This is a genomic window from Proteus sp. G2673 (assembly GCF_009915125.1).
GTDB classification, from domain to species: Bacteria; Pseudomonadota; Gammaproteobacteria; order Enterobacterales; family Enterobacteriaceae; genus Proteus; species Proteus penneri.
In genome coordinates, this window is the sequence record NZ_JAABLT010000010.1 from 54,019 (window position 1) to 73,474 (window position 19,456).

General features: G+C 39.2%; 20 protein-coding genes. 7 read left to right on the forward strand and 13 right to left on the reverse strand.

All coding sequences use genetic code 11. The features are described 5' to 3' along the window. Positions 1 to 85: 85 nt before the first annotated feature. Positions 86 to 799 (forward strand): NUDIX hydrolase, encoded by a 714-nt coding sequence (locus GWI59_RS05500; protein WP_006536068.1) that lies wholly within the window; start codon positions 86 to 88, stop codon positions 797 to 799. Here the strand turns inward: GWI59_RS05500 and aes are convergent. The 13 genes from aes to GWI59_RS05565 form a co-directional block, all read right to left on the reverse strand. Beyond that, a complete protein-coding gene (gene aes / locus GWI59_RS05505) occupies positions 796 to 1,764 on the reverse strand; it encodes an acetyl esterase (RefSeq protein ID WP_161669312.1) in 969 nt (322 codons plus the stop codon). The genes GWI59_RS05500 and aes overlap by 4 nt on opposite strands. A 320-nt stretch (positions 1,765 to 2,084) precedes the next feature. Continuing rightward, positions 2,085 to 3,584 (reverse strand): helix-hairpin-helix domain-containing protein, encoded by a 1,500-nt coding sequence (locus GWI59_RS05510; RefSeq protein ID WP_109848068.1) that lies wholly within the window; start codon positions 3,582 to 3,584, stop codon positions 2,085 to 2,087. Positions 3,585 to 3,611: 27 nt separating this feature from the next. Further along, on the reverse strand, positions 3,612 to 5,108 hold the full coding sequence (locus GWI59_RS05515) for a PP2C family serine/threonine-protein phosphatase (protein ID WP_161724182.1): 1,497 nt from the start codon (positions 5,106 to 5,108) through the stop codon (positions 3,612 to 3,614). Continuing rightward, complete coding sequence (locus GWI59_RS05520; protein ID WP_109848070.1) at positions 5,108 to 6,148, reverse strand: TerY-C metal binding domain-containing protein; 1,041 nt, start codon at positions 6,146 to 6,148, stop codon at positions 5,108 to 5,110. Before GWI59_RS05520 ends, GWI59_RS05515 begins: the two co-directional genes overlap by 1 nt. Before the next feature lie 105 nt (positions 6,149 to 6,253). Then, positions 6,254 to 6,892 carry a vWA domain-containing protein gene (locus tag GWI59_RS05525; protein WP_072064336.1) on the reverse strand — a complete coding sequence of 213 codons (639 nt, stop codon included), beginning with the start codon at positions 6,890 to 6,892 and terminating at the stop codon, positions 6,254 to 6,256. After that, positions 6,892 to 7,533: a TerD family protein gene (locus tag GWI59_RS05530; protein ID WP_109848071.1), complete on the reverse strand. Its 642-nt coding sequence runs from the start codon at positions 7,531 to 7,533 to the stop codon at positions 6,892 to 6,894. Before GWI59_RS05530 ends, GWI59_RS05525 begins: the two co-directional genes overlap by 1 nt. 17 nt (positions 7,534 to 7,550) lie before the next feature. Continuing rightward, complete coding sequence (locus GWI59_RS05535) at positions 7,551 to 8,189, reverse strand: vWA domain-containing protein (protein WP_109848072.1); 639 nt, start codon at positions 8,187 to 8,189, stop codon at positions 7,551 to 7,553. Positions 8,190 to 8,712: 523 nt separating this feature from the next. Beyond that, on the reverse strand, positions 8,713 to 9,204 hold the full coding sequence (locus tag GWI59_RS05540; RefSeq protein ID WP_006536056.1) for a hypothetical protein: 492 nt from the start codon (positions 9,202 to 9,204) through the stop codon (positions 8,713 to 8,715). 282 nt (positions 9,205 to 9,486) lie between these two features. Then, complete coding sequence (locus GWI59_RS05545) at positions 9,487 to 10,431, reverse strand: HpcH/HpaI aldolase/citrate lyase family protein (RefSeq protein WP_006536055.1); 945 nt, start codon at positions 10,429 to 10,431, stop codon at positions 9,487 to 9,489. Continuing rightward, complete coding sequence (locus tag GWI59_RS05550) at positions 10,431 to 11,507, reverse strand: cysteine protease StiP family protein (RefSeq protein ID WP_115065617.1); 1,077 nt, start codon at positions 11,505 to 11,507, stop codon at positions 10,431 to 10,433. Before GWI59_RS05550 ends, GWI59_RS05545 begins: the two co-directional genes overlap by 1 nt. 2 nt (positions 11,508 to 11,509) lie before the next feature. After that, positions 11,510 to 12,280, reverse strand: a complete 771-nt coding sequence (locus GWI59_RS05555) for a hypothetical protein (RefSeq protein ID WP_115065616.1) — start codon at positions 12,278 to 12,280, stop codon at positions 11,510 to 11,512. Next, entirely contained in the window at positions 12,273 to 13,421 is a 1,149-nt protein-coding gene (locus GWI59_RS05560) for a phosphoribosyltransferase domain-containing protein (RefSeq protein WP_109848075.1), read from the reverse strand. The genes GWI59_RS05555 and GWI59_RS05560 overlap by 8 nt, the downstream gene beginning before the upstream one ends. A 2-nt stretch (positions 13,422 to 13,423) precedes the next feature. Then, positions 13,424 to 14,491: an ATP-grasp domain-containing protein gene (locus tag GWI59_RS05565; protein WP_109848076.1), complete on the reverse strand. Its 1,068-nt coding sequence runs from the start codon at positions 14,489 to 14,491 to the stop codon at positions 13,424 to 13,426. A gap of 323 nt (positions 14,492 to 14,814) precedes the next feature. On the opposite strand from GWI59_RS05565, the gene GWI59_RS05570 reads away from it, so the two are divergent. From GWI59_RS05570 to GWI59_RS05595, 6 genes are all read left to right on the forward strand, one after another. Further along, a complete protein-coding gene (locus tag GWI59_RS05570) occupies positions 14,815 to 15,399 on the forward strand; it encodes a TerD family protein (RefSeq protein WP_072064329.1) in 585 nt (194 codons plus the stop codon). Beyond that, the gene (locus GWI59_RS05575) at positions 15,400 to 16,584 is read left to right on the forward strand and encodes a TerD family protein (protein WP_161724184.1); all 1,185 of its coding nucleotides are present in this window, start codon (positions 15,400 to 15,402) and stop codon (positions 16,582 to 16,584) included. Between the two features lie 25 nt (positions 16,585 to 16,609). Then, on the forward strand, positions 16,610 to 17,065 hold the full coding sequence (locus tag GWI59_RS05580; protein ID WP_072064327.1) for a tellurite resistance TerB family protein: 456 nt from the start codon (positions 16,610 to 16,612) through the stop codon (positions 17,063 to 17,065). Between the two features lie 34 nt (positions 17,066 to 17,099). After that, a complete protein-coding gene (locus GWI59_RS05585) occupies positions 17,100 to 18,140 on the forward strand; it encodes a TerC/Alx family metal homeostasis membrane protein (RefSeq protein ID WP_109399997.1) in 1,041 nt (346 codons plus the stop codon). Between the two features lie 53 nt (positions 18,141 to 18,193). Then, positions 18,194 to 18,772 (forward strand): TerD family protein, encoded by a 579-nt coding sequence (locus GWI59_RS05590; RefSeq protein WP_006536043.1) that lies wholly within the window; start codon positions 18,194 to 18,196, stop codon positions 18,770 to 18,772. An 81-nt stretch (positions 18,773 to 18,853) separates the two neighbouring features. Further along, positions 18,854 to 19,429: a TerD family protein gene (locus tag GWI59_RS05595; protein ID WP_006536042.1), complete on the forward strand. Its 576-nt coding sequence runs from the start codon at positions 18,854 to 18,856 to the stop codon at positions 19,427 to 19,429. Positions 19,430 to 19,456: the final 27 nt, after the last annotated feature.

Here is a 19,456-nt window from a genome sequence, read left to right on the forward strand (position 1 = left end):
CTGATTTAGTGTCTTTATGACAAAATTTGATTTTTTGCTGTTTAACCTTAAAATAGCCTTATCGTTTTCTAATAAAGCTTCCGTCATGAATGAACAAGATTTTTTAGCCAGTTATAACCGTCGTGATTTCCTATCTCCACTAATCACCGTTGATGCCGTGCTGTTTACTTATCATGAAGAGCAGCTAAAAGTGTTGTTGGTGAAAAGAGGGGAGCATCCTGAAAAAGGAAAATGGGGTTTACCCGGTGGGTTTGTTGATGAAGTGCAGGATAAATGCCTTGAAGATACAGTGCTCAGAAAATTAAAAGAGAAAACGGGTGTGATCCCTCCTTATATTGAGCAACTCTGTTCAGTGGGAAATAGCCAGCGTGACGCAAGAGGTTGGTCAGTGACGGTTTGTTATACCGCGTTGATTGCACATCAAGCCTGTGAAGCACATATTGATACTGTGGATTCGGTAATGTGGTGCCCTATTGATGAGGTTACACAACAAAGCTTAGCCTTTGATCATCAAGAATTAATTACACAAGCGAGAGAGCGATTAAAGCAAAAATCGCTCTATTCAATTGTTCCCGGATTTGCATTACCCGAGGTGTTTACCTTGCCTGAGTTACAACATGTTCATGAAATTTTGATTGGGAAAGAGATCCAGAAAAAATCATTTAGACGACGCATCGAACAGGCAGATTTATTGATTGATACTGGTGAAAAACGGGCAGAGAGAGGACGCCCTGCAAGTCTATATCGACTCAAAGAGGCGTCGGCAGATTATCGTTTTATTCGTAATCTTGAGTTTTAATTTTTGAGTTGTTTAACAAAATAATCGGCGCCATCTCGGATGGCGTCATCAGCCACTTTCATCATACGTGAATAATGTAAAAAGGCATGTAATGTGCCAGAATACATTTTATATTCACAAGGTAATTGATGGGCTTCTAGCGTTTTAAATAACGTCACACTATCATCAATAAGTGGGTCGTATTGTGCGCTGGCGATAAAGCAAGGTGGAATATCTTGCGTCAAATCGTTATTAAATAAGCAATAATAAGGTGCGTCACGACTGCCAAGTGCGGTTAAATACGCATTATCATATTCTTCGAGATCTTGTTGGCGTAATCCATCCCATTCACCTCCATAAAGTCGGCGGCTGGTGGAATCACGTAAGCCATATAATCCATACCAAAGTAAAGCTGCGCTCACTTTGCCACAGTGAACGTGTTTGTCACGCAACCATAACACGGTGGCAAGTGATAACATGGCACCTGCGGAGTCACCAGCAAAACCAATACATTGAGTATTAATATTGTGGTGTTTTGCATTTTGATGATAATACTGACAAACCTGTGCGGATTCATCAATGGCTTGGGGATAGCGCGCTTGCGGTGACAGTGAATAATCAATACCAATAACGGTACAGCCAGTATAGCTGGCAAGCAGTCGCATAATGCGATCGTGGGTATCTAAATTCCCTAAAATAAAACCGCCACCATGCAGATAATAGAGAGTTGCGGGTGTTTTTTCTTTGGGTTGATAAAGACGCGTTAATACATTTCCATAAGAAGTACTAACCGAAATATCTTTTACATTAAACATCTCTGGTGCGTCTGCATTCCAATAACGTCTGTCTTGATTATAAGCAAGGCGCATAGAAGGGTAGTCATTACTTTCCGGCGCAGGTTGCGGATTATCTGCATAATATTGCATAACTTGCTTCATTTCTGGCGAAATAAGTTCTAGCACATTGATTTTATTTTTAATATTCATTAGCCCCTCCAATTATCACTATGCGGTATTGTAAATGTTAGGGCTTAATAAACTGGGATCTTGGTATCCAATATTGAAGGTTAGAAAAGTATTGAGGGGGGGCTCACTGAAAATGTGATTTTGCGTTGATATCAAATTAAAGGCTAAAGTTTGATAGATTGCACAGTTTTTCTTAACTAAATAATGCTGTTAGGAATAAAAATAATCATAGCGTTCAGATCAGCGGTCGAAAAGCGTTCTTCTTAAGAATGAGTACAAAGGTTGAATTGATAAAAAGAGAATAACCCGTAATAAACTAAACGGATTATTCTCTTACTTTATTAATTTGAGACTAATTGCACCACAACAAGCCGCCCGCCTTCTTCTGTCGATAACACAAATTGCAATCCATCGGTTAATGCAATTTTATCGCCAATCGCTATTTTCTTTTTCTCTGGCAATACCATTAATCCATCAATACGCTCGTTAACCAGCCACCATGTTGAATTGTGATAAACAAAATAGCCTACACGCTTTTTTTGTTCATCTGTGGTGCGCTCATTAGGTGCAATCAGGCGATTAACGTGCCAAGGAAAGAGTGATTGATTACTCCAAACCATTAAGCGGTGATCGTCTGGTCTGAAGCTACCAGCTTTACGGGAAGAGTAGAGATTTAAAATCGGCAATTGTCCTTTATATGGTGTATGACAATAAGGACAAACCGGCTGTGTTTTTCCAGAAAAAACATACCATTGCTGTTCACAATCTTTATTCTGACAAGGCTGAACCAAATCTACCGTTTTGACTAAAGCCGTTTCCCATTCATCAGCGGTAGGCCGTTGCGAAGGATCATGTAATCCTGTAATAAAGGCTCTTTCAAAAAGAGGCGTCAGGTAAGGCCCCATAATCGTGTATGGGATTTTTTCGGGATCAGCCCAAGGTAGAGATGACGGTTTTACCTGATTAAGTTTTACCGCATTGCTACGATCTGTTGGGTGTTCAATAAACAGCGCTTTTTCACCCATAGAGAGTGTCTCATCACGCATTTCATCATCAAGATCGTGAATTTTACCGCCACGTAAAGGGTGGCGATAAAACAGATACATATAGATTAATACCGCAAGGGCGTGTCTATCAGTCGTGATACTTGGCAAGATCCGGTTAGGATCTTCTTTCGGTAAATGACTGGTTTTTACCACTTCTGGTGCAATAAAATCAGGTGTTCCGACAACATCAGGTGGGTATTTCCCAGGAACCACTAAACCGTCAATATCAATGACACAAGCATGACCTTGTTCAGGATCGATAAGCACGTTTTTATAGCTTAAATCACTATGGCATAAGCCTGCTGCATGCATTCGGCGTACAGCACGAGAGAGCAATAAACAGACTTTCAGGTAATTTAATAGATTGCCTCTTTCACGAGGATCGAGAAATTTATTTTGGTTATTTGCACTTGCAAACCATTTACCTTCTTTTTCTCGGCCTTTTATGGCAAGAAAGTCATTGTTTTTAGAGCCATATTTAAAGAAAAAGTGGGATTGATACGTGGGCACCACAATACCAATTTTTCCTTGATATTCAACAACATCTGTTGGCCAGCAAAAGAGGTTTTTCCAATATTCTCCACCACTTTGCTCAAAGATATTATGTCGATAAGAGCCTGTTATCATATCGATTCTATCTTTGGCTTGTGCGTTTTGTTTTGTCTTATAAAAGGCAACAACATAGGTTTTGTCAGGGGAAAAATAGACATCTTTCATTGAGCCAGAGCCAATAATCTCATTGACGTACTGAACTGTTTTTCCACTTTGCGTTGTACAGGTAATGATCTCTGCCATGAAACTCACCTATTTTCTCTTTGATGATCACCAAGCCACAACCAGAGTGCGGTCATCGTGATTGCCTGCTGAAAAGAAATTTAGCCATTCGGCCAGTTTTTGATCTGCGGTTTCTGGTGAGGCTAAACAAGGCGATATTTCATCAATAAGCGCTGCCCATTTATTGGGATCTTGTAAGCCATTATCCGTTTCAAATACCGGATCAGAAACGCCGTCTGTCATTAAAATAAGGTGTGAAATTTCTTTCCATTTACCAATAATAATGCGTCGATTAAATTCAGCATCGTTGAGCGCACTATCATCAAGGAAACGGGTTTGTCCTGCATATTCACCACTATCTGGAATACCTAAAATGCGAACTTTTCCCGCTGGGCCATAAGCGGCAATAGCACCATCTCCCATCCAAAATGAGGCCGCAAATAGCTCGTCATTGATACGCAAAGAAACGGTGGCTAATAACGTAGTAGAAAAAGATTTTACTGGCTCATTAATATGAATGGCTTCGTTTTTGAGGTTATTAATCGCTAATTGAGCCGCATTACGGAAGAGTTGAGCAAAGAAGCTTCCCAATTGATTAATTGCGTTATTGTCATTCCATTGATGAATGGTTTCAAGATGAGGTTTAAGCGCTTTATTCTCCACACTTAATTGCGATTTTAAATAGTGGCTTACGGTATTGATAGCAATCCGAGAGCCTTCACGAGAATAGCGCGCACTGCCAGCACCATCAGCAACAATTAAAATATTCCATTGGCTTTGGTTATCGTGATGAATATAAAAATCGTCATCACGGAATGTGCCTGCATGTTCATGAGAGCGACCGCGACGACTTGCACCTGCGATACGAATGTTGTCTTTAAGAATAAGTTTGCTATCAATATGCGCTTTGGGGTAAAGGCTATCGGCGGGAGGCTCATTGATTTGCCATAAGCTACGAGGATCAGGATTGATGATTAATAAGACTTCATCGTGATAGCAAATGGCATTTACAGACCAATGGACAATCAATGTGAAATTGCCACTTTTTGTTGGCGTACCCACTAAGCAACAACTTTCAGGATCAAAGCTTATTCCAACTACTTCTGGAAAATCAACCGCTTCAATTTTGGCAATTTCGAGGGTATCTAGTTCGATACTGAGTGTAGAATTGAACGCTGTACCGACTTTGGCATTAGAAAGGGTAATTTTGGCCGTAGGGCGGTGAATAATCGGTTTTTCTATTGGCATTGGTGATGAATGTGTGGGAGTTTGCCCCGGTTTTAATGGGGGCTCTTCTGGTAATGATATTTCTTCAGAGGCTAAATCGCGGGCGGGTGGCAATAACAGAAGAATAGGTTGTACTTTATCTTGTGGTGTAATTTTTTCTGCTGTTTTTGCTTTGATTTTACTAATAATAAAATCAATGTATTGAGCGATTTCTGCATCTTCATATAACGCAATAATCAGTTCTTCATGTATCGCAATGCGTTGCGAAGTTAGCGTATCATCAATAATCAGTTTTGTGAGTAGGGCTTTTTTATCCATTAGCCTTTACCTCGAGTGACATCAAAGTCAGATTGATTGCTGTTATTTCCAAAGGTGATGCTGTTATCACACCATGGGCAAATAACAGTTTCTGGGCCATTTACACAGAGTAATTTGCCACATTGGCAAACAGCGAAGGCGGTGGCATTGCCACAATAGGGGCAACCAGGAGTGCCATGAAGTTCACTGGTATTCACTTGATATGCCGTAGCGCTGAGATCGCTCCATGCAAAGTAATCTTCGTTTAAGGTGTAGCAGCCCGTTAAATTAAACCCATTGAGGTTGAGATTAAAATCAAGTCCAGAGGCTTTCATTGGTGGGCGTTCATATTTCATTAAATAAGGCGAGCGAGTGTGGCTACAACGGCCGACAAATGTGACACAAGATTCATCATAGGCACGAGCTACATCATCTTTAGCAAGGCGAACAATTTGCTCGGTTTTGCTTAAAAGTGGAGGTGTTTCCTCGCCAACACTGCGACTGTGGGAAACCACAGACATCGTTATCCATTTTATAAAACGGGTGAAATCGCCTTCTTGTGCTTCAGTAAATAACAGTACATTTTCAGTTAATTGTGATAACGCGTGTAAGTCAGCACTTAAGCCTAATCCAATCGCAATTAAGTTAACTTTATTGGCGTAGTGGGCTTTCCAGCGTTTTATCTCTTGTGCGTAATCATCGGTTGGTCTACCGTCAGTAAGAAGATAAACAACAGGTTTCCAATCACCTTTTTGCTCAATCGTGGTTTTTCTAACTTGAGTATCGATTTGGTGAGTAAGTTCTCGTAACGCACTGCCTAATGAAGTGCCTCCCCCTAAAGGAAGCTGAGGAGGATAAAAAGAGACGACTTCAGTGAGTGGAACAATGGTTTTTGCAACGCCAGCAAAGGCGATAACAGAAACCCAAGCAGTTTCAAGAGCGTGAGGATCTCGCCTGAGATCGCTAATAATAGTCGTCAGACCATCATTCATCTTTTTTAGGTTTTCACCTATCATCGATTCTGAACAATCTAAAACAAAGAAAATGGGTAGCCTTCTCATTGTTATACCTTATTACTTTATCGTGGCTGTTATGTATTGGAGCAGATAAACCAAAGCCTGAATAAAATAAAAGCAAAGCCTTTTGGAGCACTTTGCTTTTGCGGATCACAGTACAAGTTGGATTTCAGGAGGCGGTGGCGGTAAGGTATCTTTATCCGTATTCACTCCTGCACTTGAACTGCCTGATGCGACACTGGCAGAGACCCATTTAAAAAAGCCAGAGAAGGCATTAGAGTCTAGTGTTTCTAAAGCGACCACTTGAGGTGTGAGTTCTTTAAGGTGATCATGTTTGGCTTTAGGGCCAACAGCACAAGCGATGATCGAACCAAATGAACGTTTTTTCACTTCTTTAATCGCTTCACCATAAGCATAAGCATCAGAAGGTGTGCCATCAGTCATCAAAAAGACGAGAGGACGCCAGTCACCTTTTTGGTCACCATCGGAACGCTTAATATCACGATCGACACATTGGATTAAACATTCTAGCGCAGCACCCGTGAAAGTACCGCCGGAGCTAGGGACGGTGATATCAGAGAATTGGAAATCTTCTAATGCAGTTAATGGGATAAATTCACGTGCTTCATTATCATAAGTGATAATTGAGATATGAACGCTTTCTAATGCGTAAGGATCTTGTCTCAATGCATTAAGCATAGTTTGTATCCCTACGTTAACGGCATGAATTGATTCTCCTCTCATTGATCCTGAAGTATCAATTAACAGGTAAACAGGCAGTCTTCTCATTAGGTGAAGTCCTTTAAGTAAGAAATAAAGCTATCTGAACTCGAAGGCTCACCAATGGCGTTAAGTTTCCAGCCATTTTCTTCTCTGACTAATTCAGCAAACAGCATTGAACGTTGATTGTTGAAGGCTTCGCCTCCAGATAAATCAAAACGAGCCATTTCTATATTTTTGGCATCAACGGCGCGGATAAAGGCATTTTGTACTTTACCAAAGTGTTGTTGTCGTTCTCGACCATTGTAAATCTGCACAATAAAGACGATTTTGCTAAATTTAGGATCAAGTGTGTTTAATTTCACGATGATCTGCTCATCGTCTCCATCACCTGCACCTGTTCGATTATCACCTGTTAACCAAATCTGCCCTGATTTGTGTTGTAGGCTATTAAAGAAAATAATATCGCCATTGACGAGAGAAGGTCGTCCATCTTCGATTTTACCCAAATCGTTGACTTTGCCGTTTTCGCCACATAAGAAGGCGATAACATCTAAATCGTATTCTTCGCTTTTTTTACCAAAGAGACCACCAAGAAATCCGCGTTTTTCTTCGTTGATATCCCAGCCTAAACCGATAGTAACAGAGGAAAGGTCATATTCATTTTTCTTTAAACTAACACCTTGTCCTTTTTTTAAACTAACAGACATATTCATTCCTTTTTTATTTAAAGTACAACGTTAACCTCAGGGGGCGGTGGCGGTAAGTCATCAAGATCACTAATATCTTTCTTAGTTAAATCGACTTTTTGACTACCAACAGAAATACTGGCTGAAACCCACTTAAAGAAAGACTTAATCGTGTTGGAGTCTGCCGTATCTAGCTGTAATACAATTTCAGTGATATTTTTTAGTACACCTGTTTGTGCTGATTGTCCTGCTGCACACGCAATAACAACGCCAGTGCGCGCTGCTTTAAATTTCTCAACGCCTTTTTTCCAATCGTCCGTGGGGGCGCCATCTGTCATCACGAAAACTAATGGACGCCAATCGCCTTTTGTCTCAGCCGTAGTTTTTTGTACTTCTTTTTCAATACGATTAGAAACTAAAGTGAGTGCAGAACCTAATGCTGTTGTTCCACTTGCGACTAAATCAGGAACTTTGAAATTGATTAAATCAGTGAGTGGCACAATCTGTTGTGCGGTTGAGTTAAAGGTGATGATAGAAATATAGGCGGTTTCTAAAGCGTAAGGATCTTGGCGTAGTGTTGATAAGAGCATTTCAACGCCATTCTTTACTGCTGCAATAGGTTCTCCATACATAGAACCTGATGTATCAAGTAAAAGGTAAACTGGCAATCTTCTCATGCATTTATCCTGTGAGTGAGATAGAAATAAGCGATTAATATACTAACCGACTCATGAAGGTGTTCAATTGAGATTATGCTTAGTTTAATTAAATTGGAGAAAAAACGCAGTGATGATTGTCCAATATTAATAATCTGAATGAAGATAGTATGAAAAGCAAAATAAAAGAGGAATTGGCCTGTTTATCCCTCTTAAATCGAGTGACGAAGCGATATAATTTTATTAAAGAAAGCCTGTTTTATTCAGTCCGTATTTATAAGTATGGCAAAAATTGAATGGTTAATAATGATTAAGTGTAAATACGCACTTCAACTAAAAATAATAATAATTATAAAAGCTAATAAATTCAATTGATTAATATATTTGTTTTTTTGTTTTTAAATATATTTAAAATAAAATAAAAGTGTTGAAAATATATAAAATAACTTTATTGGATAAGTGTTTTTATATATTTTCTTATTTTTCTTATTTTTAAAAAAATAACTTGATACCGAAGTATCAAGTTAATTTTTATTATTTGCTTTTAATTCTTTTTTTCTTTTTCTTTCTCAGCTATTTCAGCGAGTGTTGATTGAATTAAATTTTCAATATAGTGATCAACTAATAATTCTACAGCTTCACTACGTGTGGAATTATTTAAATAAGATAATCTATCGATCTTGCGTAATGCTGACATTTTTAATGAAAGTGAAACTGATTTCTTTTTATCTTTATCGAGATAAACTTTGCTTGTCATTCCATTGTGACGAAGCTCTTCACTGGCGGATAATGCCTCACGCATACGACGTAATGCCTTACTATCGAGTTGGCCTCGTTCAGTCATTTGATACGCGCGAGAGGCTTTGCTGTATTTTATTTCAGCACCATAAGAATCTCTTATCTCTTTTAATACGCGAGTTAATGTAGGCTCTGAGCATTCAAGAGCAGAAATAATCTTAATAGTTGGAACCTTTTTTCCTGAGCTTAAAAGGATTGCCAGTGTAAAGACTCTGACCTGACGGGTGCTTAATTGCATGCTTAGTTACCACTTATTCTGTTATTTGTGTGTTAAAATAGTCAGCAATAATATTTATTATTCTTGTTCTGTGTGGACAAGAGTAAATAAGATAAGCTTCCTATTAAATGTAGTATAAATTAATAATTGAAATAAAAATGTACTTTTTTAAATAAAAAAATTCGCGTTATTCTTATAAGTTCTAGTTAAAGATAACATGCTTTAACTAGAAACTTATAAATTGAAATCAATATAAGATAATTATTTTATCTCATAGAGATTACAGCTCTGTTATAGAATATTTTATGTTGCGTTAAAACGCTGAGCATTATTTTGTTGATTAGGAATAATACCATAAATTTTAGCTCTGGTTAAAATACTCAATGCCCAGCGACGATGTGTTGCAGGTTCACACATCGCACCTTGTGATTTAAAGACGGCTTGCGTTGAATTTAAAATACGCAATGCATCTGAATGGTCGGATTGAGAAACCATCAGAGCTTGTTCAATTTTATGAATTTGCTTTGGATGTATCGCCGTTTTACCGACAAGACCATTGGCAATATCAAGAGCAAGCTCTTTATCCATAATATGGTGATCATCAATATGTTCACAAACAGGTGCTGTGAGGGCAAATTGACGAGCACCAAAGACAGCAACCAACATTTTTATCACGTAACCCATTGGGCCATCATAAAGTGTTAATTGGCGATTACGTCTAAGAGAAATAACATTCATTAAATCATTGCCACCAATACGTAATGCAATAATTCTGTTATGGCAAGGGTGAGTTAGTAGGTGATTTGCAAGTTCTGTCATTTGGATAACATCAAACACTTCTTCTGTTTCAAGTGTTGGCATCATACATAACTGCGTATTTTCAATAATCTTCCACCAAACTGGCAGAGAAGCTTGCGTAAACTTAGGTAAAACAAAGCCATCGATGGCACTGACATCAAGGTTTTCAGTGATCCATTGACCCATTTCAGTATGGCGAGGACGAATAAACAGCAGTGGCCAATGGCTACAATCACTGTTTTTTTTGTGTTCTGCTAAAGTATTTAATAATACTGCCAAGTTTTCTAATGCAACAGGAATATCCGCATCACTCACCGCATCTTCTAAACAGATAATTAAAGAGCGTAACCCTTCAATTTTCTGGTTAATAATTGTCGTCGCGATATCTGTCCGTGTTGCCGGCATATAAAGTGTTGCCCCTAAGTTCCATGGGGATAATCGTTCAATCATTATTTCACCTTTTTAATGATAGTCACTGCACGATATTGACCAAGCGCTTGCCCTGCTTCAATAACAGCAATATTTTTTTCCTGTGCAAGATAAACCAGTAACGCGACATCAGGATCGGTTCTTTCTCTTACAAGGACATGATCAGGTACACGGCGTAAAACAGCGCGTGTGGCTTCAGCAATACCCGGTTTTATACGATTGATATTTGAAATATCATATTTGTTTGCAAGTGAACTAACGACGTTTTCGCTCAGTCTTTTTAAGTCTGACTGTTGTTCTTTAAATGTAGCTAATGGAATATCGTTATTGATTAATATATCAACAAATTGTCCTACAGTATCAACAAGGTAACGGCTGCATTCATACTGTTTTAAATGCTGGCAATCTACAAAACCGTGAAAGCCTTCTTCAGTCCAAATTGAACGTGAAATTAATCCTGAAACAGGTGCTCCCATGATCCCAAATGGAATAAGCCAATCTTCATCGCTAGCACTTAACCATGCACAACCACAAGGATCAGCGAGGACAACAAGACGAGGTTGGGGGGGATAGCCTTTTCGTCCTGATAATGAACGAATAAGTTCACCCGTAATAGCGCCTTTTCCTGTCCATCCATCAACAAACACAACACCTTCTGTGCCGTGACGTTGTTCTATCCATGAAAGCGCTTCACTATCAATGCCTCTATCTCGAATAATACTTATTCCATAGTGATAAGAGGTTTTTCCCATTTTGCGCAATGTTTGTTGCAGCATGACACCTAGAGGAACACCAGCACGAACAAGGCTTGTCAAGATAATTGGGGTATCACCGAAACGCTCAATCAATGATTTAGCTAACATTATGACTTCAGTGGCTAAACGTGTAGCACCGGTTTCTAGCGCTTTTTCAAAGAGATCTAAATGCCATGTCGTTGGTTCTGGCTCTTGACTTAGCATGTCAGAATAGTGTCGTTTACCTGATTGTATTAGTTCTTCTTTTAATTCAACGGGCGTCATTTCAATATTAACCGGTTGAAGTAGAAAATCGACATCACCTGATACATAAGATCCTGAAAAAGGTTTATGATCCATCATGTTTATTCTCCAAAAATTTTTGTGTTGATCGCATCCGCAAACTGACTTTGACGAGGAAGCCCATACCAACTGCATAATTTCATAAAGCGATGGTCACTTAGGCTATCGCCTAAACCAATGACAGGAAATACGCCGCGTTCTGCTTTTAATTTATTAAGCAAATAGGTGACGGCTTTGCCTTTTTCAATAGGCTCAGGTAACCAAGCAATATTGTTACTGTTACGATGAATATAAAAACCTTCAGTTGAGAATGTTTTTTCTATTTCATCACCTATGGTGTATAGCTCGTCTAATCGAGTGCTATCGTTATGCTTCATGACTAAATAAATAGGCAACTCACTGTATTCATAGTTAATACGTGCCCAACCATTAATATTTCGTTCTGCCATTAATTGCGTAATTGATTGTTGTAGAGTCAACAAACGTTGTGTATAGGGCGCTAAGCTTTGAGTGATGTGATTTTGCCATTGTGCATCAGCATGACCTTCAGGTGTTAATATTACCGCCCCATGTGTGGTGATCGCCCAAGAATGAAAAGGAATGGTAACTCGGCTAATCTCTTCCGTTCCGCGTGCAGTAACAGGAATTAAATCCGCATGCTCTAACATCCAATCTACCAGCATCGCTTGCTCTTGAGTCATAAAGCTACGGGGTTCTAAACTTCTATCTAGTGCGCCAGTTTTATAGGGTTCTAGTGCTAATTCATCCACCATCTTACGACGTGTTTGAAAGAGGGTGTCATCGAGATCAGTTAAAATAACAGGTTTAGTCATAACTAATTACCTCAACAATAGGTGCCACTTTATTGAGGGCTTCAATCAGCTGGCTATCAATACTTTCGGCTGGTGTTTCACAACAAAGCAAAATGCGATCAAATTGTTGATGTGCTACGTTATAGACGAAGTTTGGAATACCTAAACCATAATTATCAGTAAATGTAATTGCTGATTGAATGGCAAAATTGGTTGAAATAGGTGAACGTGTTGTCGAACTATATTTTACGATAGCCCCTTGTTTTTCAAGACGTTCAGCTAATAAGAACGGTTCCCAAACAAACTCTCCTGATCCTAAAACAAGGATCTTTTCACCCAAAGAAGCATTGATAGATAAACCCAGATCGCTTGCGGGCGTTGTCATGCCTAATCGACCCCAGCTCTGTTTACCCGTGATCGCAAATTGCCCTGATGCTGTGATATTGACATTAGGCATAATAGGTAAAGGCGCATTTGGATTGGCATCCCATTGCCACGTCCCTTGTACTAAGGAGAGGGTTTTAATCGGTAATGGGGAGCGTTCAGCGATAGCGTCACCACTCCAATCAGTTAAGGTTACCGCAATAACCTGCTTAATATGGGTTAATCCACCGTCTTCACGCAGTGCTGAAAGCAAGTTAATGAAGGTATTACCCGTAGTCGCTTCATCATCAATTAATACTACGGTTTTTGCTTGTTGTACCCATTGGCGTTGCTCTGCTGTTTTAGGCAAATAGAGTAAATGGTCAGTTGCGTGGCTGTGATTTTCTTTAAACTCACATAGCAACTCACCTTTATCAACAGGATGGCGTGTTGATGTTAAATAAATCGCTTGTTGAAAGCGATCTCTCACTTCATCAAAAATACCAGCACCTAAACCAACAGCGGTTTCTGCCATACCAATAAACAGAACTGGGCCTTCGAGTGAGTCAGGAAACTGACTGGCAAGTTTTTGGTAGGTTTCACGCATTTTCTTCGGCGAAACAGGGATATGTCGGCCTAATACTTTACTGACAAATAAAAATGCACGCTTAGGATTGCGTCTTTCTGCAATATCAAATAATTCATCAAGTAACTCAATAGAACAATTTGGCGTCACACTTAATGTGCCACAAGAAAGAGGGCGACGATAAACGGCTGAGTCACTTATACTATTTTTCATTATTAATTATTATCCGTACTGATTAAATTTGTTAACGTTGAATTGAAAACAATAGAATCGGTGATTGAGCGTATTTTTGTTGGTGTAAAATGGTTATTTTGGGCTTGAGCCTCTTCAATACTCATTAATCCTAATTGGCGTAAAGCAAAAATACCGGCAAGATTAATTCCACAATGTTGGGTATAACCAATTCCCCCCGAAGGGCGCATATTAATTTCAAGTAACAGCGGGCGACCTTGATGATTATTTCGAGTTTGCACATTCACCAGCCCATCGGCTTTCATCGCTGTTGCACACGCTTTGCCTAATTCATAGGCTTCACCTGAAATTTCTAAATGCTGTATTGCACCTTCTTTGCGTCGAGCTACAGCTGCAATAACATCACCTTGTTCAACCACCATATCAACAGAGTATTCAGGGCCGGGTAAATAAGGCATGAGCACTAATGGTTCAAAGTGTTCAACTGTTTTTAATGCATCAAGATATTGTTGAGGATTGACTTGGCGATTTTCTGGGTGATTAAACAGTGCCATTGGTGAAACCTGATTATCAAAGCGCCAAAAGCCCATTCCATAAATGCCTTTTATTGGCTTAATGCATAAAGGGATCTCACCAAAAGGTGGATTTTTTATTTGTTTTTCCAATTCATCGATTGAGTCAATGTAAATGGAAGGTACAACAGGAAGACCGCATTGTTCCATAGCTTGTGCAAAAGCGACTTTATTATCAGCTAATTGCAGTTGTCCTAGCTCAGTTGCACCTGTGGTTAATTTTACCCCTAATGACTCAATTTCTTGGCGGTGTAATTCAAACCATGCGCTATTGCGCCCAGTATGAATGGCTCTGACTTGATGTTGTTTTACAACATCAGCGATAAATTTTAAGCGTAATGTCTCTTCAAGAGGTTCATAAAAAGCCCCATCAGCAAGCGATAAAATCTCATTTCGAGTATGACGATGAGAAGCGAGCACAAAGATTTCTTGGTGCTGCTGTTTTGCAAAGTCTTTAACACTTTGAATTATATCGCGTTGTGATGATAAACCTTCCATAAACCAAATTGTGTTATTCATTACTCTGTATACCGTGAAATAAAAGTGTAGGGTTCAATGCTTATAATCATGAAGATTTCGAAGAACTGTGTCAATCATAATATGATTTATTTGACTTTGGTTTAAATTAGACTAAAAAATAGCGTTATTATTATGATTACTTTGTATTTTTATAATTTTCTCTCATAAAAATACAAACAAAATCAATTAATTGACAAAACTTTAGATTCTGGCGGTAAAAATAGTCTTGCTCATGTACTTCATCATGATATGATGATTTTCACGATATGGAATTAATCACAAATGGCATTATTGTTTCACTCTACCTCTGAAGGAATTTAATTATGGTTTCATTAAGCAAGAATCAAACAGTTTCTCTCAGTAAACAAGCACCTACACTGAGCCATTTAATGTTTGGTTTGGGCTGGGATCCGATTAAGAAAAAAGGATTATTAGGCGGTCTTTTTGGTGGTGGTGGTTCTATTGATTTAGATGCAAGTTGCGTATTGCTTGACGCAAGTGGCAATCAAATCGATACCATTTGGTTTAGAAAATTAAAATCAAGTTGTCAATCAGTTATTCACTCTGGTGATAACTTAACGGGTGACGGTGATGGCGATGATGAAACAATTTTCGTTGATTTAGACCGTTTACCAACAAATGTTGAATACTTGGTATTCACAGTAAACAGTTTCCGTGGACAAACATTTAATGAAGTTGAAAACGCATTCTGTCGTGTTGTTGATAAAACAACTAACAAAGAACTGGTGCGTTATACCTTAACAGAGCAAGGCTCTCATACCGGTATCGTGATTGCTTCTTTGCAACGTAATCATGGTCAATGGGATTTCACTGCGTTTGGTGCGCCTTGTAAAGGTCGTGTTATTAACGACATGATGCCCGATATTGTGGCTACGGTGGTGCGATAAATGAATATGACTCCAGGTGGGAACTTACCTGTTCCTAATCAGACATTAATCATTAGAATTCAATCAGGTGCTCCTGTTGATGTGTCTGCTTTTAGGCTTTATGCGTCCGGTAAAGTGAAAGGCGACACCGATATGGTGTTTTATGGACAGACTGCTAATGATGATCGTACGGTTATCTATGCAACAGCAGGAAACAGCACATCTTTTACTGTAGATTTAACGCGTTTACGTCCAGATGTTGAAAAAATCGCGTTTACAGCGACTTGTGACGGTCAACAAACTATTGCAAATTTACAACGATTATCAATTCAAGTTGATGCTAATAATGAAGTTGTCGCGAATGGTAATGTTGATATTAACGGTCGTTCTGAAGCAGCATTAATTTTAGGTGAATTATATCGTCGTAATGGTAGCTGGAAGTTCCGTTTTATCGCTCAAGGATTTAACGGTGGTTTACAGCCATTAGCTGAACATTTTGGTGTTGATATTGCAGACTCTGAACCAGCACCAGCACCAGCACCAGCACCAGCACCAGCACCGAAACCAGCTCCTGCTCCAGCGCCAAATTCGGTGAACTTAAGTAAAGTTTCTTTAACTAAAGAGAAACCAGCAATCAGCCTAACGAAGAAAGATGACTTCGGTAAAATTCGAATCAACCTTGATTGGCACCGCGAAAGTAAAAGTGGGGGCTCTGGGTTATTAGGTGGTTTGTTCGGTGGCAACAAAGGTATCGATTTAGATATTGGTGCATTTGTTGAACTTCAGCAAGGACATAAGTCCGTTATTCAAGCATTAGGAAACGGGTTTGGCGATTTCAATCGAATTCCTTATGTTGAATTGCAAGGTGATGATCGTACCGGAGATGTTGCTGGTGGTGAATGGATCTTTGTGAATGGGCGTGAATGGAAAAATATTAAGCAAGTGCTTATTTTCGCGTTTATTTATGAAGGTGTACCGAATTGGAGCAAAACGGATGGTGTGGTTACCATTCATGTACCTGATCAGCCACCTATCGAAACACGCTTAACTGACGGTAATAATGGTCGTGGTATGTGTGCTATTGCCCGACTAGTTAATGAGAACGGATCAATAAAAGTTGAACGTCTCAATGAGTTTTTTAAAGGCCACCGTGATATGGATAATGCGTATGGGTGGGGATTTCGCTGGACAGCGGGTTCTAAGTGATCAAGTAGATATAAGGAAAAATAACATGAGTTTTTTTAATAAATTAAAAGAAGGTTTTAATACAAGCCGTTCTGAGTTAGCCAAGCAAGTTGGTCGCTTTAAAAATAAAAAATTTATGCAAGGTACTGTTGCAGTTTGTGCGCGTATTGCCATTGCGAGTGACGGTGTCAGTTCTGAAGAAAAACAGAAGATGCTTGGTTTTTTAAAAGCATCGGATGAACTTAAAGTTTTTGATACTTCTGAAGTTATCGAATTCTTTAATAAGCTAATCTTGAGTTTCGAATTCGATACTGAAGTCGGTAAAGGCGAAACCATGAAGTATATTCTGGCAATGAAAGATCAGCCAGAAGCTGCGCAATTAGCTATTCGTGTCGGTATTGCTGTTGCGAAAAGTGATGGTGATTTTGACAATGATGAAAAAGAAGCTGTGCGTGCTATTGCCATTGCATTAGGCTTTCAGCCCGCAGAATTTGGTTTGTAATTAATTTTATATAGGGAACCGTTCAGGAATTATTATGGTATCCACACATATTGGTTTTCCGACAGAAACTGTCATTGTCTTTGTTGTACTTGCGATTGGCGCTATTTTTATCGACTTATTTATGCATCGTGCAGATAAGCCAGTAACGTTAAAGAATGCCATCTTTTGGTCTATATTCTGGGTTGCCATTGCAATGGTATTCGCAGGATTCCTTTATATTCACCATGGTGCAGAAGTTGCGAGCTTATTCGTAACAGGTTATGCATTAGAGAAAGTGCTTTCCGTTGATAACTTGTTTGTCATGATGGCGATTTTCTCTTGGTTTGCGGTACCTGATCGCTTCCGTCACCGCGTTCTTTATTGGGGTATTATCGGTGCTATCGTTTTCCGTGGGATCTTTGTTGCCATCGGTACAGGACTGCTAAGTTTAGGGCCATATGTTGAGATAGTATTCGCCTTAATCGTTGCTTGGACGGCAGTGATGATGCTGAAAAGCGGTGATGACAGTGAAGAGATTGAAGACTATTCACAACATCTTGCTTATCGCTTAGTTAAACGATTTTTCCCTATATGGCCAAAAATCACTGGACACGCTTTCTTATTAACACAAAAAGAAGTTGATGCTGAATTAGCAAAACCAGAAAACAAAGAGATTACTATCGGTCGTGGTACAAAAGCTGCGTTATATGCAACACCACTTATGTTGTGTGTGGCTGTTGTAGAGCTTTCCGATGTGATGTTTGCTTTCGACTCGGTTCCCGCTATTATCGCAGTAAGCCGTGAACCCCTTATTGTCTATAGTGCAATGATGTTCGCAATCTTAGGCTTACGTACGCTTTACTTCGTGTTAGAAGCGTTAAAACAGTATCTGGTTTACCTTGAAAAAGCGGTTATTGTGTTGTTGTTCTTTATTGCCGTAAAACTAGGTTTAAATGCAACAGACCATATCTGGCAACATGGATACAGCATTTCCGCGACAACTAGCTTATTTGTTGTGCTAGGTGTTCTTGCTCTGGGGATTATTGCAAGTTTTGTATTCCCAGAAAAAAAAGATGATCAAGGTAAGACAAATTAATAAATATTCTTGAGAAATCAGAATATTAAAAACAAAACTAAAGAGGTTATAAAATGAGCGTTTCTCTTTCTAAAGGTGGTAATGTCTCTCTGAGCAAAGCAGCCCCAACGATGAAAAACGTCCTTGTCGGACTTGGTTGGGATGCCCGTTCTACAGATGGTCAAGATTTTGACTTAGATGCATCTGTATTTTTGTTAGCTGCAAATGGAAAAGTGCGTAGCGATGCCGATTTCATTTTTTATAACAATTTAAGATCTGCTGATGGTTCTGTTGTTCATACTGGCGATAACCGCACAGGTGAAGGCGATGGTGATGATGAAGCGCTGAAAATCAAATTAGACATGATCCCAAATGATGTCGATAAGGTTATCTTCGTTGTCACTATCCATGATGCGCAAGCACGTCGCCAAAGCTTTGGCCAAGTATCAGGTGCATTTATTCGTTTAGTTAATGATGACAACCAAATCGAAGTGGCTCGTTATGACTTAACGGAAGATGCCTCAACGGAAACTGCAATGTTATTTGGTGAGTTATATCGCCATGGTACAGAGTGGAAATTCCGTGCTGTAGGTCAAGGTTATGCAGGGGGCTTAGGTTCAGTTTGTGCTCAATACGGTATTAATGCCTCTTGATAGCGGATCGATAAAATACTAACTACACTGGTAGTCATAAGATGTGATTGCCAGTTTATTCAATAAAGTAGGAGCTTTGATATGGCAGTTTCCCTCGTTAAAGGTGGTAATGTTTCTCTGACTAAAGAAGCACCAACAATGTCGGTTGCTATGGTTGGTCTAGGATGGGATGCCCGTGTGACAGATGGCGCAGAGTTTGACTTAGATGCGTCAGTATTCATGGTAGGTGAAGATGGAAAAGTACTTTCAGACGCCAGTTTTATCTTCTTTAATAACAAAGTGAGTCAATGTGGAAGCGTTGAACACCAAGGAGATAACCGTACTGGGGAAGGCGACGGTGATGATGAGCAAATCAAAATCACTTTATCAAAAGTCCCTGCTGAAGTGAAAAAACTAGTATTCGCGGTTACTATTTATGATGCAGAAAACCGTAAACAAAACTTTGGTATGGTTAGCAACAGTTTTATGCGCGTTTATAACAACGACAATAACACTGAAATTGCACGTTTTGATCTTTCTGAAGATGCATCAACAGAAACTGCAATGATCTTTGGTGAGTTATATCGCCATGGTACAGAGTGGAAATTCAAAGCAGTTGGTCAAGGTTTTGCGGGTGGTTTAAGTGCGTTAGCATCACAGCACGGCGTAAATATCTAAGACTCTATCATATAGCCCTCGCTTTTG

Bases quoted from the DNA above. Each gene is read 5' to 3' on its own strand.
- GWI59_RS05535 (WP_109848072.1), bottom strand. From the start codon at position 8,189: ATGAGAAGATTGCCAGTTTACCTTTTACTTGATACATCAGGTTCTATG.
- GWI59_RS05565 (WP_109848076.1), bottom strand. From the start codon at position 14,491: ATGAATAACACAATTTGGTTTATGGAAGGTTTATCATCACAACGCGAT.
- GWI59_RS05545 (WP_006536055.1), bottom strand. From the start codon at position 10,431: ATGATTGAACGATTATCCCCATGGAACTTAGGGGCAACACTTTATATG.
- aes (WP_161669312.1), bottom strand. From the start codon at position 1,764: ATGAATATTAAAAATAAAATCAATGTGCTAGAACTTATTTCGCCAGAA.
- GWI59_RS05525 (WP_072064336.1), bottom strand. From the start codon at position 6,892: ATGAGAAGACTGCCTGTTTACCTGTTAATTGATACTTCAGGATCAATG.
- GWI59_RS05575 (WP_161724184.1), top strand. From the start codon at position 15,400: ATGAATATGACTCCAGGTGGGAACTTACCTGTTCCTAATCAGACATTA.
- GWI59_RS05515 (WP_161724182.1), bottom strand. From the start codon at position 5,108: ATGGATAAAAAAGCCCTACTCACAAAACTGATTATTGATGATACGCTA.
- GWI59_RS05550 (WP_115065617.1), bottom strand. From the start codon at position 11,507: ATGATGGATCATAAACCTTTTTCAGGATCTTATGTATCAGGTGATGTC.
- GWI59_RS05510 (WP_109848068.1), bottom strand. From the start codon at position 3,584: ATGGCAGAGATCATTACCTGTACAACGCAAAGTGGAAAAACAGTTCAG.
- GWI59_RS05500 (WP_006536068.1), top strand. From the start codon at position 86: ATGAATGAACAAGATTTTTTAGCCAGTTATAACCGTCGTGATTTCCTA.
- GWI59_RS05580 (WP_072064327.1), top strand. From the start codon at position 16,610: ATGAGTTTTTTTAATAAATTAAAAGAAGGTTTTAATACAAGCCGTTCT.
- GWI59_RS05560 (WP_109848075.1), bottom strand. From the start codon at position 13,421: ATGAAAAATAGTATAAGTGACTCAGCCGTTTATCGTCGCCCTCTTTCT.
- GWI59_RS05590 (WP_006536043.1), top strand. From the start codon at position 18,194: ATGAGCGTTTCTCTTTCTAAAGGTGGTAATGTCTCTCTGAGCAAAGCA.
- GWI59_RS05555 (WP_115065616.1), bottom strand. From the start codon at position 12,280: ATGACTAAACCTGTTATTTTAACTGATCTCGATGACACCCTCTTTCAA.
- GWI59_RS05585 (WP_109399997.1), top strand. From the start codon at position 17,100: ATGGTATCCACACATATTGGTTTTCCGACAGAAACTGTCATTGTCTTT.
- GWI59_RS05540 (WP_006536056.1), bottom strand. From the start codon at position 9,204: ATGCAATTAAGCACCCGTCAGGTCAGAGTCTTTACACTGGCAATCCTT.
- GWI59_RS05595 (WP_006536042.1), top strand. From the start codon at position 18,854: ATGGCAGTTTCCCTCGTTAAAGGTGGTAATGTTTCTCTGACTAAAGAA.
- GWI59_RS05530 (WP_109848071.1), bottom strand. From the start codon at position 7,533: ATGTCTGTTAGTTTAAAAAAAGGACAAGGTGTTAGTTTAAAGAAAAAT.
- GWI59_RS05520 (WP_109848070.1), bottom strand. From the start codon at position 6,148: ATGAGAAGGCTACCCATTTTCTTTGTTTTAGATTGTTCAGAATCGATG.
- GWI59_RS05570 (WP_072064329.1), top strand. From the start codon at position 14,815: ATGGTTTCATTAAGCAAGAATCAAACAGTTTCTCTCAGTAAACAAGCA.